Origin of the sequence: Fibrobacter sp. UWB11, assembly GCF_900143015.1 — a bacterium.
Lineage (GTDB): Bacteria > Fibrobacterota > Fibrobacteria > Fibrobacterales > Fibrobacteraceae > Fibrobacter.
Genome location: NZ_FSRT01000002.1, coordinates 284,424 through 300,970, shown reverse-complemented (window position 1 = coordinate 300,970; position 16,547 = coordinate 284,424). Strand labels below are relative to the sequence as shown.

Here is a 16,547-nt window from a genome sequence, read left to right as displayed (position 1 = left end):
TCCATTTTAAGATTTGTGTAATATTTCTGTAATAAATGATTTTTACTTAGCTATTTCCACGTAAACGCCTTTAGGCAGGTCGGGCAATTCGCCCGACTCTGTTCTTTTACCGACGGGTTTTCCGAGCGCATTGAAAATCATGTTCCCGGGCTTGCCGCATCTTGAACTGCGGATGCTTGAAATTCGAGTTGTCTTCTGCGGTATCGTGATCGTGATTTCGAAAGTGACCTGCTTGCTTTCGTAAACGACTGCCTGTCGCACGACGAATGAATCTCCGGCTTTGACTTTGTTCGGCATGTGGCCGATTTTTGTGGTCATGGTCGTGAGGTCCATGTTGGAGAATACGATGCTGGTGCCGTTCGGGTCCCAGGCAACGATTTTGCCGTCGGCGTCAAACCAGTGTCCGGTGCCTTCACCGGTGGTGCGACTGTTGAGTGTTCCGTCGGGCTCTACACCATAAAACTTAATCTTGTCTGCAATTTCACTTTTCTGGAGGCCCAATACTTTTGCAACGTCGTCACCTTTCAAGTCTAGTGTGACGTAAGCATAATTGTCGTCTATCGGAAGCGTTACGTCAAAAGCGATTTTCTCGATTTTTATTTCGACGGCGCTGCTGCTTTCGGGCTTCGGCGCACTTGACGAACTTGATGCAATCCCCTGAGAACTCGATGATTCTTGAGCGGGGCAGTTTCCGCCGATGCAGAACGTTAGCGTTTCGCCCGGCGTTCCGATGTCCGTAATCTTGAGTCCTGTTTTGGAACCGTTGTACCAGCGGATGGCGGGGTAGGCATCATCTGAAAATTCTGAGTATGTCCCGCTTTTGAAGAACGTGTTGGCAGTGCTGCCCGGGCTTGGCCACTGGTCGCCGGGATTGTCGCTTGATTTTCCCGCCGCGCTGGCATGCACGATTCGGAGTCCGAGCTTGTCTGCAGCGGAATTGCCTTCGATCGAAAAATCGTAGTGCTGCATCAAGAGTCCGCTTCCTTTTAGCACTTGGTTGCGGCCCTTGTTTTGTACGTAGGACCATACTAAACCTTCTTTGTCGGGCCTTGCGGGGTTCTTGTAGCGGTAGCAGACTTCGCCGGGCTTTGTGGTTTCGAGGCTCACGTCATTGCTGGTTACGTCCACAAAGGGAATCCAGCCTTGGTCCGCGCGGTAAAAGTCGTTGATGGCGACTGGGTTCAAATCATGCGCACGGTTACCCATGGTGCAGTAATCGCCGTACCAGTAAAGGTCCGGCCAGCCAAAAATCATGTGTCCCGATTCATGTACAAAGACGTAAATGGAAAATTTGCCGGGCATGTCCGTCATCTGATGATGCGTCAACTTGACGCCGTCCCTTCTTTCGTTGGACCATCCCGAGTGCGGCCAAAGGCCTTGTCCCCATGTTTGTCCGGGGCCTGCGTAGACGATGTTGATGGCTTCGGTGGTGCCGTCCTTGTCATTATCATAACGTGAAAAATCGACTAGTGGATCGAAGTAATTGAACACTTCTTTCATGAGCGAGTCCGAACCCGTGTACCCTTGCAGGTTTTCGTACCAGGACTTGGGATGTTTGGCGCGGTACCAGCCGTAAACTTCATTGGTGAGGTCTAGCTGCCCGTTCGAAACGTCTAGATAGTAGTCGCGCACGGATCCGTTACAGCCGTCCCTGTTGAACCCTTCCTTGTTCAGCCATTCTTCAACGTCGGCTACCGAGACGGGCGCCTTCTGGTCTGAAAAATCGACGAGCAGCGTTAGGCTGTAAATTTTGCCCTTTGGGGCTGCGTAATGGCTCTTCGCTTGTGTTGTTGTTGAACGATTTAGGAGAAAACTGGGCGTAGCGAATCTAGGCCTTGCTTCTTCGGGCCATTCCTGGACGCGTTTTCCTTGATACACGATGTCTGCAAAAAGCATCGTTGGGAGCAATAATAACAGGCCAAAAGCAAATTTGGTTTTCATAAAAACATCCCTTTCCCTTTAATCCATTTTTAGAAATACATTAATTTGCGGCAAGAAGGCGTTTCGTATGAAAAAAGCAAGGACTATTCATTTTACCCATAGCCTATTTTTATTACATTTCCTCCGAAACACTAATAACTAATGACTAATAACTAGTGACTAGATTATGAAATTCAAACGCATTCTTCTCAAGCTCAGTGGCGAAGCCCTTGCTGGCGAAAAGGGCCACGGCATCGATAACGTTATCCTTTCCGACATGGCTTCGGAAATTGCATCTATCGTCAAGCAGGGCGTGCAAGTCGCTCTCGTGATTGGCGGCGGCAACCTCGTTCGCGGCATTTCTGCCTCTGCCGGCGGCATGAACCGCGCTCAGGGCGATGCCATGGGTATGCTCGGCACTGTGATGAACGGCCTTGCTATGCAGGACGCTCTTGACAAGCAGGGTATCGACTCTGTGGTGATGTCCGCTATCCGCATGGAACCGGTTTGCGAATTCTTCGACCGCCGCAAGGCTCTCAAGCTTTTGTCCGCTGGCTCTGTGGTCATCTTCTCTGCCGGTACGGGCAATCCGTTCTTCACGACGGACAGCTGCGCTGCTCTCCGCGCTATCGAAAGCGAATGTGATGTGATTATGAAGGCTACCAAGGTCGATGGCATCTACACCGCAGACCCGGTCAAGGATCCGACGGCTACTCGCTTCGATGACATTTCCTACAAGGAAGTTATTTCTCGCGGCCTCAAGGTTATGGATACCGCAGCAGTCGCTCTCTGCATGGAAAATAACATGCCTATCTTCGTTTTCAAGATGGAAAAGGGCAACCTCACGCGCGCTGCTATCGAAGGTGACCTCGGCACGCTCGTGCATTGCTAATTAAAACCCTCGCGAATAATAATCGCGAGGTGGCCTTTTATAAAGCAATAAGTCCTCGCAAAAGCGAGGACCTTTTTATATGGCGTTATTCTAGAGCCATCTTCGCGGCTTCGGTCGCGTGGATGATTGTTGTGTCGTAAGTGGGGAGGACGCTATCTTTTGCGCTGATGAGCATGCCGATTTCGGTACAACCAAGAATCACGCCTTCGGCGCCGCGTTTTTTCATTTCCGCAATGATTCTCTGGTATTCCTTGCGGGATGCATCAAGAATTTTGCCGAGGCAGAGTTCGTTAAAAATGACATCATTTACGAGTTCGATGTCTTGGGCATCAGGCGTCATGACTTCGAGACCTGCTTCTATGAGGCGGTTCTTGATAAAGTCTTGTGTCATCGTGAATTTTGTGCCGAGGAGGGCAACTTTCTTGATATTGCCGCGCTTGATGCTGTTGGCGGTTGCATCGGCAATGTGTAGAATCGGGATGCGGATTTCTTTTTCAATTTGCGGGACGAGCTTGTGCATGGTGTTGGTGGCGATGACGATAAAGTCGGCACCGGCGCCTTCGAGGCGTTTTGCTGCATCCGAAATAATCTTGGCGTTTCCGTCCCAGTTTCCGCTCGACATGTTTGCTTCGAGTTCGGCAAAGTCCACATTGTACATCATGATTTTTGCACTATGGAATCCGCCGAGTGCTTTTGCGATTTCTTTGTTCAAAATTTCGTAATAGGTGATGGTGCTTTCCCAACTCATTCCACCGATAAGTCCGATAGTCTTCATTTTACTTTCCAGTTATTTTGATTTTAAGTTGCTGAGAGCGTAATCGTTGTGGCTCGTAATCATGCTGAGCGTTTCGCAGTGCTCTACTTCGTTGCATTCACCGCAGGTGGCAAAGCCTTTGTTTTGTGCGCATTTGCGGATAGGGCAGAGTGATTGACAGAACGGCGTTTTGGGCCCTTCGATGCGGCAACCGGTGCAGTTGGTCATTTGCGGAGTGATTTCCACTTTGTTGAGTTCCGACCATTCCTTTGCGACTTTTGCGCGAAGCGTATTGTCGTTGTTGATGGTGGCAAGGCGGGCTTCGCACTTTTCGCAGTCGAGTCCGCAGCAAGCGATAAAGTTATTCATAGTAAATTTCTCTTTTGAGTTCTCATCTTGAGTTGTCATCCCGGATTTATTCCGGGATCACCTTTGTTGTGCTAAATACGGTTTATCATTAAGCGGTCGGGTACAGCCCCATTCCTGCGCCATTCGGTCGAAATTCTTTTTGACGATGCGCTTGAAAATGAGGTTGAAAAGTAGGACTCCTATTTTTGGATTCTTTTCGGGGCCTGTGAACTTCTGTGCTTCTGGAGTTGAGAAACTCCCGTTGCGGGCAAACGACAGTCCCATGGCTGTGTAAGAGGCGAGCATTTTGTCGGTCATCTTTTTGATGTAGCTGTTTTCGCGGTTTCGGAGCAAAAAACTGCCGCCTTTCACGAGAACGCCGCCGCAAGAGCAACCGAGCTGAGCGGGGAGCGTTTTCAAGAATTTTTCGCCAAGTCGCAACTGATGCCCTTCGTCAAATCCGCTGTGAAGAATGAACGAGAGCTTTGCAGGTTGCTTGCGTTCCGTGGGGAGTGTGTTTAAAAATTCAAGCAACAGACTCGGCAGACATTCTACAAAGAGCGGCAAGGCAATGATGATGTTGTCGTTCGTCATGAACGCTTCGCGGGCTTCATCCCATTCAGCATGGTTTGATAGCGAATAAAGCTTGTGCGTGATTCCTGCTTCTTCGAGCCCTTCTGCAAAAGCTTGGATGATCTTATTCGTGTTGCTGTTCTTTTTGACGCGCGGGCTTCCGTTAATTATGATGACGTGTTCGGGAGTCGTGGCAGTTTCCAAAGCGACATTTTCGACTGGAGTCGCGGCGGTTTTGGACGGCATTTCCATCCCATTCTTGTCTAAACTAATTACACCGAGCGAGCGCCCTGCCATATTTCTGGCGACTCGCATGCTCCATTCTTCAAGTAATTCTCGGTTACCATAGCCCTTGTAAATGACACCGAAATTTAGCGGGTGATAACGCAGCTGGTGACGCTCCCAACCATCGCGAAATTCAATGTACATATTTAGCATCGGGACAACACGGTCTAAGACTCGCTTGCCGCGGTAGTCAACAAAACCAAATTTTGTATCTGCTACAACCCAGAAGTTTTCTGCTGTGACCAATTTTTTGAGGATGATTTCGTAATCGTCCTTGATGGCGCAAACGCCTGGTGTTTTCAGCCAGCAGTTGTTGCAGCCCATGCAATGCATAATTTTTAAATCTGCGGTGTTGATGATTTCTATTTCTTCGTTTTTGTCCGCAAACAATGCTTTAATCTGTTCCGAACAATCGCACGATTCCAATGTATTCAAAACTAAAGTCATTTTTGATAATCCTTTTTATCTGTAACACCTAAGGTCTTGAAAAGTGTTACTTCTAGTGCGAAAATTTTTTTCCTATCCAGTGAGCTAATCTCAGGTTTATCATCATTGCGACGATTCCTAAAATGCTTAAATGCAATAATTTATCTCCACTAACTTCTTCGCAAATTCTACTTATTCCGAAATACGCATAAGGCAACATCAAAATAGATGTCACGAGTCCGGGAACGTACCCCCTTACTATAACGCCCTGCGCAATATGAATAACAAAGTGTACCGAGAAGGCCATAAATAACGCAATCCATAATTCTGTTGCATACGCGCCACCGATAAGAATGTACGCTGTCGCAAAAAGCAAAAGAATCAATTCCTCCAGTACAGCCATTGTGAAAGCTTTTGTTGAAAGGCTGGACAAGTGAGTGATGACACGCTTCGCTCTTGGAAATTTTTGGATTAAAAGATCTTTATGCGTCAGCATCCATTTGTGTTGAACGATAATCTCTTCGCCATCGTGAACGATGAACGCTAGAGGGAACGATATAATCCAAATTAAATCCATAATGATAGCTGTTGTTTTTATCGCAATTCGTCGATTGCTTTTTGCAAGTTCGCGAGGAACTTCCCGGCGTGAGCTCCGTCCATTTGCGTGTGGTGGAATTGGAACGAAACCGGCAATTCATAGCGGAAAAGACGCTTTTTGTAACGTCCCCAAATCATGAAGGGATTGTTGAAAATGCCGGAATTCATTCCGACTGCACCGTCGATTTCTGTATCGATAATAGCCGAAGTGCCAATGACCATGCTGTTTTCGGACAAGTCCCAATCCTGGCTACTTTCTGCCACGATTTTTGTGTATTTGAGGTAGTCGCGGTTGAATGTCGCTAAATCTTCGGAATACGGGATGTCGCAAGAGCTGACTTCGCCTTCGTCGTTTTTCACGATTGTATTCACCGCAATCGAATCGTATTGCATGAGTTTGCCGTTGACCGGGAGCATGTAAAATTCTTTAACGCTTGCCGCAGCCTTGCCGATGCAGTAATCCATAAGCATGTTGAATTTCAAACCGCGTTTCTTGCTCACCTTCACGAGTCTTGTGACGTTCAACGATTTGAAAAATGTTACCATCGGATTCGGAGCTTGCATCCAAAATTCAAACGCTTTTGCTCTGGTTGTGCTTTTAGGATTGATTTCTTTTGCCATTTTTTTGCCTTAAATATGTTCACCGATGACTTTATCCGTTTCGACAGAGTTTCATCACTTTCACGGGGCGGTCGGAACCTACCGCAAGGCTTGTGCATAACGTTTCTTTTCCGGTATCAATGAATCCGCATTTTTCCATCACGCGGCCCGATGACGGATTGTCGAGAAAATAGTCGCCCCACAGAGTGGTAAAGCCTTTCACGTTAATACAATAGTCAATAACCAACTTCATCGCTTCAGTACAAATTCCCTTTCCCCAATAGGGGCGGGCTATCCAGTAACCCACTTCGCATTCGGTTTCAGCAATTTTCAAGTTCGACGCGAACGCTGGTAAATAGCCGACGCAACCGATGGGCTCTCCCGTCTCTTTCCAGATGACAGCCCACATCCCTTCGCCGCTAAAAACCATGCGGATGATTTGCAAACTTTCTGCATAACTTTTGTGCGGTGGCCATCCTGCACGAGGCCCTACCTCGGGGTCGCTTGCGTATTTGAACAAAGCTTCGGCATCGCCTTCGTTCCAAGGGCGCAGTAAAATTCTATTAGTTTCCATCATTTCTTGTAAATTTCGACAAAGTGTTTAACGTGCTTTTCAATGAGTTTTAATGCATCTTTTTTGCTGTTGGGCTGGCGGTCGACTTTTGAAACGAGAACTGTTACGGGGGCGATGAGTTCCATGGCTAGCAAGGCGGGGTTATCTTTTTGGAATAGCCCCTTGTTCATCAGATTTCCTATAATCTTCTGGTACATTTTTTGAATGCCGTCCATTTGGTGACGTGTTGTAATTTTGGCGAGACGCTCACTGCGGAACTGCTCCTGCACTAAAAAAATGCGCATTTTTCGGATGATGGGGTCGTTTATTGTAAAACGTATTCTTTCTGTGGTTGAGCGTAAAAATTCATCGATGCTTTCGGGCAACTTGCCGATTTTTTTATCAGAACCGAAGTTTTCTTCGTAACGAGCTTCGGCGATGTCAATCAGCGAGTTCAGAATGTCTTCTTTCCCTTTGAAATGCTTATAAAGTGACGGCGCCTTGATGCCCACGTCTTGGGCAATCTGTTCCATGCTCGTTCCGTTGTAGCCGTTCTTGGCAAACATGGTGAGCGCCGTTTCTAAAATTTTTTCTTTTGTAGACATGATTCCAAAATTTAGCTAATGAATGTTAGCTAAAATAGCTAATAAATATTAGCCTGTCAATTTCACATTTGAAGAGTTATTGCTCAATTTGGACTATCTGTCTTATTCACATGAGTCATTTTTTTTATATAATAGGTTATATGAGTAAAAAGTTTGTATATGCATTGGGGATAGTCTTGGCCGCTGTTCAAGCGTTCGGTGCCGTTTACTACGTGGCCACCGATGGCAGCGACAACAACGCCGGTACAAAAGCAAAACCCTTTGCCTCGCTCAACAAGGCGAACAAGGTGGTGCACGCGGGCGATACCGTGTGGGTGCGTGGCGGCATATACGACTTGAACGATACGGTTTTTTATGCGCGGTATAAAATGACCGCGGGCATTCTCTTGACTGCAAGCGGCGAGAGCGATGACAAACGCATCCATTATCTAGCCTATCCGGGCGAGCGTCCGATTTTTGACGGCGCGAACCTCCCCGTGGCCGCAGGCACGGACCATAGCGACGGCACGCCCGAGGGAGCGATGTATACCTCGCCGATTGTGATTTCGGCAAAGTATTTGCACCTGAAGGGTTTTGAGGTGCGGAACACGCCCATGAAGCACAATTCGAATTCTGGCGTTTTCCTTTACGCGAGCAAGCACATCTTCTTGGAGCAGATTGACAGCCACCATAATGCGGGCCCCGGATTCTTCGCGAACGACGGCGCACCGGATGGCGGCGGACACATCTTCTTGAACTGCGATGCCCACGACAACTACGACCCCTTGGGCTGGCAGGGCGACGGCGAAAATGCCGACGGCTTTGGTGCGCACTACCAGAATCCCGGCGAGGGCGATACCACGAAGTTCATCGGGTGCCGCGCCTGGTGGAACAGCGACGACGGTTTCGACTTCATCAACCAGGAATTCCCCGTGGTGCTGGAGAACTGCTATGCGATGGGGAACGGCTACAGCGACTATGGACTTGGAAACCCGAAGAACGGCAACGGTCACGGCATTAAGATGGGCGAAAGCACCCTCGGTGGTGGGCGGCATACCATCAGGTTTTGCGCCGCCTGGAAAAATAAGGCGACGGGCTTTTACGCGAACTACACCGGCGTGGGCAGCAAGTGGCTCAACAACACGTCGTACATGAACAAGGACCGCGAATTTGCCATGGCATCGACGCTCTTCGATTCCGAAGGGAACCGCATTGCCGAGGTGGCGCCCCTCACCGGCGACAACGCCCACGTGCTCAAGAATAACATTGCCTTTCCGAACAAACTATCGCAAATCGGAACTTGTTGGGAGAAAATATCGAGTCAGAACATCGACCATTATGTGGATTGCCCGGCTGGCGAAAATAACTCTTGGAATTTGAATCTCGATTTGACGGAAGATGACTTTGTGAGTCTTGACGACCCGAGCATGACCGTGACTGGCAAGGACCTCTCGACGATTCCGGGAATTCTTGGCCCGCGTAAGGCTGATGGAAGCTTGCCCGACGTGGACTTTTTAAGACTCAAGAAGGGGAGCCGCGCTATTGATAAGGGCGAAAATGTTGGATTCCCGTTTGTGGGGAAAGCCCCTGATCTGGGCGCATTTGAATACGGACTTTCGAGCAGTGCTGTTGCGGCGTCGAGCAGTTCTGCAAATGTTTCGTCTAGTAGTTCAGTCTCGACTTCTATCGTAATGCGTCCAGGCTATTTTGCGAAAGTTTTTGGCATGGCTGCAGTATTTGATTTGCAAGGCCGTTACTTGGGACGTTTGCCGGCGGATTTGTGTCGTAAAAAATCCATAGCCGATATATTGCGTACAAAGTTTAAAGCTCCGGGTGTGTACTTGGTGCGGTATGGCCGTTTTCTGAAAAGGGTAAGCGTGAAATAGAGCCTTCTATGACGTTCAGAAATCCTTATTTATGCCAAGAAATGTAAAAACTAGCCTCTGTCCATAACCCCGCTTCATAATTTTTACCTATATTTCGAACGTATAACTAACGCTAGGAGTCCTTCGGTTACGCCGCAGGTCTTTCTAGTTTTAAAACTATTAACTAGTAACTAAGAACTAGGAACAAAAAAGATGTCTGAATATTCTGAAAAGATGGACAAGGCCATTGAGGCCACTGAACGTGAATTTTCCAAGATCCGCGCTGGCCAGGCTAGCCCGGCTATCCTCAATGGCGTACGCATTGACTACTACGGCACTCCGACTCCGATTTCCCAGGTGGCAAAGATTTCCGTGCCGGAACCGCGTATGCTCCTCGTGACTCCGTGGGAAAAGCAACTCGTCGATACAATCGACAAGGCAATCCTCGCTGCAAACATCGGTCTTACTCCGATGAAGGACGGCAACTGCATTCGCGTAACGCTTCCGATTCTCACGACAGAACGCCGCAAGGAACTTGCCAAGATTGCTCGCAAGCATGCTGAAGATGGCCGCGTGGCTATCCGCAACATCCGTCGCGATGCTAACGACGCTCTCAAGAAGAACAAGGAAATCTCCGAGGACGAAGTCAAGAAGCAACAGGACGAAATCCAGAAGGCTACCGACAAGGCTATCGCCGAAATTGACCGTTTGCTCGCCGAAAAGGAAGCAGACATCCTCAAGGTGTAGTCCGGGGTTTGCGTGGCAAATCAGCTTAGACATGTCGCTATCATCATGGACGGCAATGGGCGTTGGGCTCGTAGCCGTGGCTTGGAACGTTTCCTCGGTCACCGTAAGGGGACCGAGTCCACTATTGATGCAGTCGAAGTGGGCGTAAACCTCAAGCTCGAACACATGACCTTGTATGTTTTCAGTTCCGAAAACTGGGGCAGACCTTCCAAGGAAGTGGATTACTTGATGAACCTTCTCATCGAAATGGTAGTGAAGGAAATCCCCGACCTTATGGCGAAGAACGTGAAACTTACGGTTATCGGTAATATGAACCGCATTCCCGAAAAGCCGCGTGCAAGTCTCCAGTCCGCAATTGATATTACGGCGAACAATACGGGCATGCAGTTGAACCTCGCCATTTCTTATGGCGGCAGGCAAGAAATTGTGGAAGCAACGAAGTCTATCGCCGCACAAGTTGCAGCGGGCACGCTCCAAGTTGATGATATTGACGAAACTTTATTTGCAAAGAATCTTTATTTGAAGGGTGCTCCCGATCCGGATCTTGTTATCCGCACCGGTGGAGAATTCCGCCTTTCGAACTACTTGCTTTGGCAGGCCGCGTACAGCGAGTTCTATGTGACGGACACGCTATGGCCCGATTTTACCAAAGAAGAATTCATGAAGGCTGTTGAATTTTTCAATACCCGAGAAAGACGTTTTGGGAAGGTGTTGCATGAGTAATCTTGCGCAGCGATTAATCACAGCATTTATCGCGATTCCGATTGTTTTTGTTTGCTTGTGGTTTAACGATTTTAGTCGCATTGGCCTTATGAGCTTTTTGAGTGCTGTGGGTTCCTGGGAATGGGCTCGCATGGCATCTAAGATGTTCAAGGGTCCCGATATGCGCTATCTCTCTTTTGCATCGTCGCTAGCATTGACGCTTGCATGGGCGCTTTCGAAGGGTGGCTACTTTGGGCTCCCGGCAGTGCCTTACGTGCTAGGCATGACGTTCCTTGCGGTCTTTGCAATTTACATCGGCGTTGCCTTTGCGAAGGTGGAGATTGATCACTTGTTCCCGTGGCTTGTGATGCAATTCGGCGCTCCGCTGTACGTAGGACTTTGGGGTGGCATGAACGTGCTCATGATGGGTAACGGTCAGGGCTTTGAACATTGCTATCCGTTTATTTTGGTGATGACCGCGGTGTGGCTTTGCGATACTGTCGCTTACTTCTTCGGAAAGTTCGCTGCAGGCAAGGGCCCGTTTGGTCGCCATCCGTTTGCGCCGAGTATTAGCCCCAAGAAAACTTGGGAAGGCTCTATTGCAGGCTCCATTGCAACGGTTGCATGGGTGGCATACTGGGTCAAGTGCAGTGCTGCTCTTAGCTCGTTCGAAATGAACTACACTTGGACATCGGCTATCGTCATTGGTCTTTTGATTACGGTGGCTGGTCAGGTGGGCGACCTCTTGATGTCTGCACTCAAGCGTTGGAGCGGCACCAAGGATTCTGGCAATCTGTTCGTGGGACACGGTGGTGTGCTTGACCGCTGCGATTCCTTCTTGCTCGCTGCCCCGGCTTTGTACATCTTCATGGACTTCTTGAAGAACGTCGTATAGAATTAAAAAGCTACGAAAAAGCATTGAAAAGACCGTAACTGATAATTTCAGCTACGGTCTTTTTTTGCAAGGTTCAAGTTCTTGGTTCACTTTTTGGGGGTAGAGGGCTTCTTGCTTCCCGTGCCGTGTTCTTCCATGTAAATGGCAAGATAGTCGATGACGCCGGAATCGGCGCCTTTTACAGGGACATAGCGCAGGTTGTTCTCTTTTCCGATGATGATGGCGAGCCCGGCAATGTAATTTATCCAATGGTAGTCTTCATGGTATTTGAGGGCTACTTTTTTATCGGAACCGAAAACGGCGAGCGGCATCACGAGAATGTCGTGCGAAACCATTATACTCACGCGTTTCCATTTGGATAGATTTTTGAGGATAACTTTTTGCATGAATTCTTCGGAGCGGGGCGAGAGTTCATAAAGGGCATCGGGGTAGCCGCCATCGTATGCCCAATGCGCCATAAGCTCGACGGAACTACCTTTCATGTTAAGCTTTGTGGCGTACTGGGCGAGCGAATCCGCTGAAATTTTCAGGAACCAGTTCCCGGTGATATCGTAGTTGGTGATGAGTTTCGGGAGGCTTGCTTCTCCGCGGCCTTTTGAAATGTTGTTTGCCGTTTCGTTTGTGCGCACAAATCCTGATGTGATGTAGCTGAACTCCTCGTCACTTTTTAGCGTGGCGCCTAGATCTTGTGCCATTTTGACGCCGTTTGCGGTTAGTTCTGTTTCGATGGCGACATTGTCTTCGCGTTCGGAATGTCGAATGATGAATACGGCTTTTTCGTTGTCTTGAAGGCTGCGGTAAACATCGGCGACTGTTGCAAAGCCGTTTTCGTCGAGCGTGATTTTAACGGGCGAGGGCGTCGTTGAAGATGATGAAGCCTCTTTTGCCGATGAAACGGGCGTGGCTTGCGATGATGAAATTGCGGATGAACTTGTTTGCGCTACAGAAGACGAAGACCGCCGATGACTATTTCGTGATGAACTGGAAAATTCTTTTTGTCCGCTTGACGATGAGCTTTGTTGAATTGCTGAACTGTTGGAACCCGTAGATGGTGCGGAACCCGTTGAATCAAATAATGCTGAACTCGAAGACTCGATGGTTGTAGTCTCCGATGATGATAGGTACTCGATTGTTGTTGTTGAGGATGAAGCGATGCTCTCAGGAGCTGTAGAGGATGTGGTGTCGCTACAGGCTGAAAGCATCGCTGTGTATGCAATTGCGACAAATAGGGGCTTTGCCGCAATTGCGAGGAGCACACTATGGTTGAGTTTCTGCATTTACGATCCCCACTGGTAATCGCCTGCTTCGTAAACTGGATTTTCTCCGTTGAAGCCGCGGGGGCGCTTGATCTTGTCGTCGAATAAAGTCTTGTTGAAAATGCGGAAGTCGCCGCGTTCGTAGCTCTGGAATGAAATGTGGCAGAAGATTGGGCCCGCGGGCATGTATTCGCTGTAGCTCATGGTGCGTTCGCCTGCGGTGTAGAGGTAGTTGAAGTACTTGCCGTTCAAAACGATGTGTAACCCGATATTTCCGACGGTGAACCAACGCCCCTTCGCGAGGATGTTCTCGTGGTGGGTGTCGTCGTAGTCCATCACGACAAATTCGGCATCGCCGTTTTTGTCGAGGTGGAATCGGTATTTGTGGTTTCCGCCGCAGCAACGGCCGTCAAAGAACCAGGTGTATCCGCTGGCGGCGGCGATTCGCGGATCGCGGACGCTCGTGTCGGGATGGGCGAGTTGCTCGTCGGTGACAATACGCTCGGGCTCCACGGCAGCAAGCAACTGCTGCAAGGTTTTGGGGCTGCTTACTGTCGGGAGGCTTACCTTATTTTTGGCTTCGCTTGCGGCGCGGCGATACAAACGGTAGGGGATGCCGTCATCGCTAATCATTGTAAGTTCGTCTTCGCTGAAAACGTAGTAAGCGTAAGTCTTTGTGCCGCTCTTGGTGACAACGTTAAAACTGCGGTTGTTGAGCGTGTACCATTGTCCCGAAACGTTCGGGAAACCTGAGACTGCTGCCACTCCGTTTTCGCCGATAACGACCGTGTAATCATCGCTAATCCAGGCTTCGTCTGCGGCGGTAATCAAACGGCAGTCGCGATTTTTATCGCCTTGGCAGGTGGCTGCTGACGGATTTGCCGCTTCGCATGGCGAGACCATTCCCGGCGGGAGTTCCGCAGACATGCCGAGTCTAAAGCCCATGTCTGCGGCGCCATCGCGGCTGCGGATGGCGCGACGGCTCACGCGCGCAAATTCCGCGGGTTCGCCGTAGCTCCCGCCTCTTCGCGTCTTGTTGCCGCTTCCCGTGAGCTGTACGGGATTTACCTTGTCTGCATCCGTGTAGGCGACAAGCCAGTCGTAGACCCATTCCCAGGAATTCCCGCTCATGTCGTAAAGACCAAGTTTGTTTGGCTTCTTGGTGGCGACATCGTGGGATTTCCCGCTACTGTTTTCGGAATACCAAGCTACGTCATCGACGTTATTGCTACCCGAGAATTTAAACTTGTCTGCAATTCCGTCCTTGCCGCCGCGGGCTGCAAATTCCCATTCGGCGTCTGTGAGCAAGCGGTATTGCCGCCCTGTTTTTTGTCCGAGTTTGCAGGCGTAATTGTTGGCGTCAAACCAGCTGACACCAATTTTAGGCGCCTTGTCTGATTCCCAGGCGCTCTTTTTGCCGCCCATTACAGCGTTCCATTGCGCAATAGTTACTTCGGTATTGGCTATGAAGTATTCGCTGACTGTTACTTTGTGCGATGGACTCTCGTAAATTTTGTCTTGTTCGGCGCAATTGTCGCAGCCTCGTGTATAAGAGCCGCCTGCAACGTACACCATGTTGAAGGCGACACCGTTTACCGTATCGGCGAAATTTGCAGGCGAGGTGTAGACAAAAGGTCCTTCACTGGAACTCGACTTTGCCTGGATTCCAGACGATTTGCCCAGCTCGGAACCCGAAGATGAACTCCGATGGGTATGATTGCTCGAAGAACTTTTGCGCGAATCTGTGGACATTCCCGGCGATGTTCCCGACGAGCTTTCAGATACGCTTGTAATGGATGATGATGAATTTGTTCCGCCATTTTCGGCAGAATAATTCTTGTCTGGCGAATTGCCAGACTCGGAAGACCACAAATAATCGGTGGACGATGAAATATTGATATCCGACCCGGAAATGTCATTGCTTGACGAATCCGAACAGCTCCAAAGCACCCCAACTGCGCAACAACACGCAGCATATACACCCGAGGAAAGTATGCGCATAAGCACCTCCTTCGAGCAACAAACCTAACCCAATTTCAAAATAACCTAAAAAAGAAGGTTCCGTTTGTAAATTTTTGCAAACGTGTGGACAGATTGTGCGGTCTGAGTAGGATGCCTGTTTTATTTAAATGTTAAAAACTAATCCCCAAAATGGGGGAGATACCTGCCTGCGCGGGGATGACTACTTCGGGTACATCCGTCTCTTTTTTTATCTTTTAACTGAATAAAAAAAAGAGGCTTTAAAATGAAAAACGTCGTTCTTCTCGGTGCCACTGGTTCTATCGGCACTTCTAGCGTTGATGTCATTCATCAACATTCGGATATTTTTAGTTTATATGCTGTTGCGGCGAATAGTAGCGTCGAAAAAGTCGCTGAAATCGTGCGCAAGTACAACGTCAAACGTGTTTGCATGTTTAACGAAGCTGCCGCTAAGGAACTTGAAAAAGAACTCGGCATGAAGGTGCTCGCCGGCATGGATGGTCTTTGCGAACTTGCAGCCGACCCGAAGGCCGACATCATCATCAACGCCTTGATGGGCGCTGTGGGCTGCCTCCCGACGATTACCGCCATCGAACACGGCAAGCATGTGGCTCTTGCCAACAAAGAAACGATGGTCATGGCTGGCCCGGTCATTTGGGACAAACTTGCCGAAAATCCGAAGTCCTTCATCACGCCGATTGACTCCGAACATAGCGCCATTTTCCAGTGCCTCGAAGGCGGCAAGCGCGAATCCGAAGTCGAATTCCTCGAAATCACGGCTTCGGGTGGCCCGTTCCGCGAATGGCCTATCGAAAAGTTTGAAAATATCACCGTTGCAGATGCTTTGAATCACCCAGTGTGGAGCATGGGCAAGAAGATTACCATAGACTCAGCTTCCATGATGAACAAGGGTCTCGAAGTGCTCGAAGCGCACTTCTTGTTCCACATTCCGTATGACCAAATCAAGGTTGTGGTTCACCCGCAGTCCATGGTACATTCGCTCGTGCAGTTCCGCGATGGTTCCTTGATGGCTCAGCTCGGCGCTCCCGACATGCGCATTCCGATTCAGGTGGCGCTCACATGGCCGGAACGTCTCAAGCTCGAAACCAAGCGCCTCGACTTGCCGACTCTTGCAAAGCTCACGTTCTTTGAACCGGACTTCAACAAGTTCCGTTGTTTGGCCCTTGCATTTGATGCTGGTCGCCGTGGCGGTATTGTTCCTGCGATGATGAATGCTGCAAACGAAGTTCTCGTGGATCGTTTCCTCAAGGGTAATCTCAAGTTCACCGATATTCCGAAGTACGTGGAAATGGTGATGGACAAGGCCCCGAATGTCACCGGTCACCTTTCGCTTGAACAAGTTCTCGAAGCTGACAAGGAAGCCCGCCTCATGACGGAAGGTTTCTTGAAATAAGTTGTAGAAAATATTGTTGCTTGCTTTGTCATCCCATCGCTATGGGATGACATTTTTTTATAACCAATAACTAATAACCAATGACTAATAACTATTGACTAATGACCACGTGAAAAGATATATTTTAGAAATAACTTCAAAATTTCAACGGTACTT

General features: G+C 49.0%; 16 protein-coding genes. 6 read left to right on the top strand and 10 right to left on the bottom strand.

The features are described 5' to 3' along the window. Positions 1-42: 42 nt before the first annotated feature. Entirely contained in the window at positions 43-1,941 is a 1,899-nt protein-coding gene (locus BUQ91_RS09890) for a M6 family metalloprotease domain-containing protein (protein ID WP_074209137.1), read from the bottom strand. A 163-nt stretch (positions 1,942-2,104) separates the two neighbouring features. Between BUQ91_RS09890 and pyrH the strand changes: the two genes are divergently transcribed. After that, on the top strand, positions 2,105-2,812 hold the full coding sequence (pyrH, locus tag BUQ91_RS09885) for a UMP kinase (protein ID WP_074209136.1): 708 nt from the start codon (positions 2,105-2,107) through the stop codon (positions 2,810-2,812). Between the two features lie 85 nt (positions 2,813-2,897). On the opposite strand, the gene BUQ91_RS09880 is transcribed toward pyrH, so the two are convergent. The 7 genes from BUQ91_RS09880 to BUQ91_RS09850 are packed head-to-tail and all read right to left on the bottom strand — an operon-like array spanning position 2,898 to position 7,553. Continuing rightward, the gene (locus tag BUQ91_RS09880; protein ID WP_074209135.1) at positions 2,898-3,587 is read right to left on the bottom strand and encodes an aspartate/glutamate racemase family protein; all 690 of its coding nucleotides are present in this window, start codon (positions 3,585-3,587) and stop codon (positions 2,898-2,900) included. A 12-nt stretch (positions 3,588-3,599) separates the two neighbouring features. Continuing rightward, entirely contained in the window at positions 3,600-3,935 is a 336-nt protein-coding gene (locus BUQ91_RS09875; RefSeq protein WP_074209134.1) for a DUF3795 domain-containing protein, read from the bottom strand. A gap of 57 nt (positions 3,936-3,992) precedes the next feature. Beyond that, entirely contained in the window at positions 3,993-5,219 is a 1,227-nt protein-coding gene (locus tag BUQ91_RS09870) for an NAD(P)H-dependent oxidoreductase (RefSeq protein ID WP_074209133.1), read from the bottom strand. Positions 5,220-5,271: 52 nt separating this feature from the next. Then, on the bottom strand, positions 5,272-5,775 hold the full coding sequence (locus BUQ91_RS09865; protein WP_074209132.1) for an HXXEE domain-containing protein: 504 nt from the start codon (positions 5,773-5,775) through the stop codon (positions 5,272-5,274). Between the two features lie 17 nt (positions 5,776-5,792). Then, positions 5,793-6,416 carry a CatA-like O-acetyltransferase, family 2 gene (locus BUQ91_RS09860; RefSeq protein WP_074209131.1) on the bottom strand — a complete coding sequence of 208 codons (624 nt, stop codon included), beginning with the start codon at positions 6,414-6,416 and terminating at the stop codon, positions 5,793-5,795. A gap of 31 nt (positions 6,417-6,447) precedes the next feature. Next, the gene (locus tag BUQ91_RS09855; RefSeq protein ID WP_254842315.1) at positions 6,448-6,972 is read right to left on the bottom strand and encodes a GNAT family N-acetyltransferase; all 525 of its coding nucleotides are present in this window, start codon (positions 6,970-6,972) and stop codon (positions 6,448-6,450) included. Continuing rightward, positions 6,969-7,553 carry a TetR/AcrR family transcriptional regulator gene (locus BUQ91_RS09850; RefSeq protein WP_074209129.1) on the bottom strand — a complete coding sequence of 195 codons (585 nt, stop codon included), beginning with the start codon at positions 7,551-7,553 and terminating at the stop codon, positions 6,969-6,971. The genes BUQ91_RS09855 and BUQ91_RS09850 overlap by 4 nt, the downstream gene beginning before the upstream one ends. A gap of 140 nt (positions 7,554-7,693) precedes the next feature. On the opposite strand from BUQ91_RS09850, the gene BUQ91_RS09845 reads away from it, so the two are divergent. The 4 genes from BUQ91_RS09845 to BUQ91_RS09830 all read left to right on the top strand — a co-directional run bounded on the left by BUQ91_RS09845 (position 7,694) and on the right by BUQ91_RS09830 (position 11,741). Continuing rightward, positions 7,694-9,418: a right-handed parallel beta-helix repeat-containing protein gene (locus BUQ91_RS09845; RefSeq protein ID WP_074209128.1), complete on the top strand. Its 1,725-nt coding sequence runs from the start codon at positions 7,694-7,696 to the stop codon at positions 9,416-9,418. A gap of 192 nt (positions 9,419-9,610) precedes the next feature. After that, positions 9,611-10,144 carry a ribosome recycling factor gene (frr, locus tag BUQ91_RS09840; RefSeq protein ID WP_014546512.1) on the top strand — a complete coding sequence of 178 codons (534 nt, stop codon included), beginning with the start codon at positions 9,611-9,613 and terminating at the stop codon, positions 10,142-10,144. A 12-nt stretch (positions 10,145-10,156) separates the two neighbouring features. Beyond that, positions 10,157-10,867 (top strand): isoprenyl transferase, encoded by a 711-nt coding sequence (locus BUQ91_RS09835; protein WP_072827789.1) that lies wholly within the window; start codon positions 10,157-10,159, stop codon positions 10,865-10,867. Next, the gene (locus tag BUQ91_RS09830) at positions 10,860-11,741 is read left to right on the top strand and encodes a phosphatidate cytidylyltransferase (RefSeq protein WP_072827790.1); all 882 of its coding nucleotides are present in this window, start codon (positions 10,860-10,862) and stop codon (positions 11,739-11,741) included. The genes BUQ91_RS09835 and BUQ91_RS09830 overlap by 8 nt, the downstream gene beginning before the upstream one ends. Before the next feature lie 86 nt (positions 11,742-11,827). Here BUQ91_RS09830 and BUQ91_RS09825 read toward each other — a convergent pair whose 3' ends face one another. Both BUQ91_RS09825 and BUQ91_RS09820 read right to left on the bottom strand, forming a co-directional pair. Further along, on the bottom strand, positions 11,828-13,018 hold the full coding sequence (locus BUQ91_RS09825) for a histidine phosphatase family protein (RefSeq protein ID WP_074209127.1): 1,191 nt from the start codon (positions 13,016-13,018) through the stop codon (positions 11,828-11,830). Further along, positions 13,019-14,998: a formylglycine-generating enzyme family protein gene (locus tag BUQ91_RS09820; RefSeq protein WP_074209126.1), complete on the bottom strand. Its 1,980-nt coding sequence runs from the start codon at positions 14,996-14,998 to the stop codon at positions 13,019-13,021. A 244-nt stretch (positions 14,999-15,242) separates the two neighbouring features. Between BUQ91_RS09820 and dxr the strand changes: the two genes are divergently transcribed. Then, complete coding sequence (gene dxr / locus BUQ91_RS09815; RefSeq protein ID WP_072827793.1) at positions 15,243-16,391, top strand: 1-deoxy-D-xylulose-5-phosphate reductoisomerase; 1,149 nt, start codon at positions 15,243-15,245, stop codon at positions 16,389-16,391. The last annotated feature ends 156 nt before the right edge of the window (positions 16,392-16,547 follow it).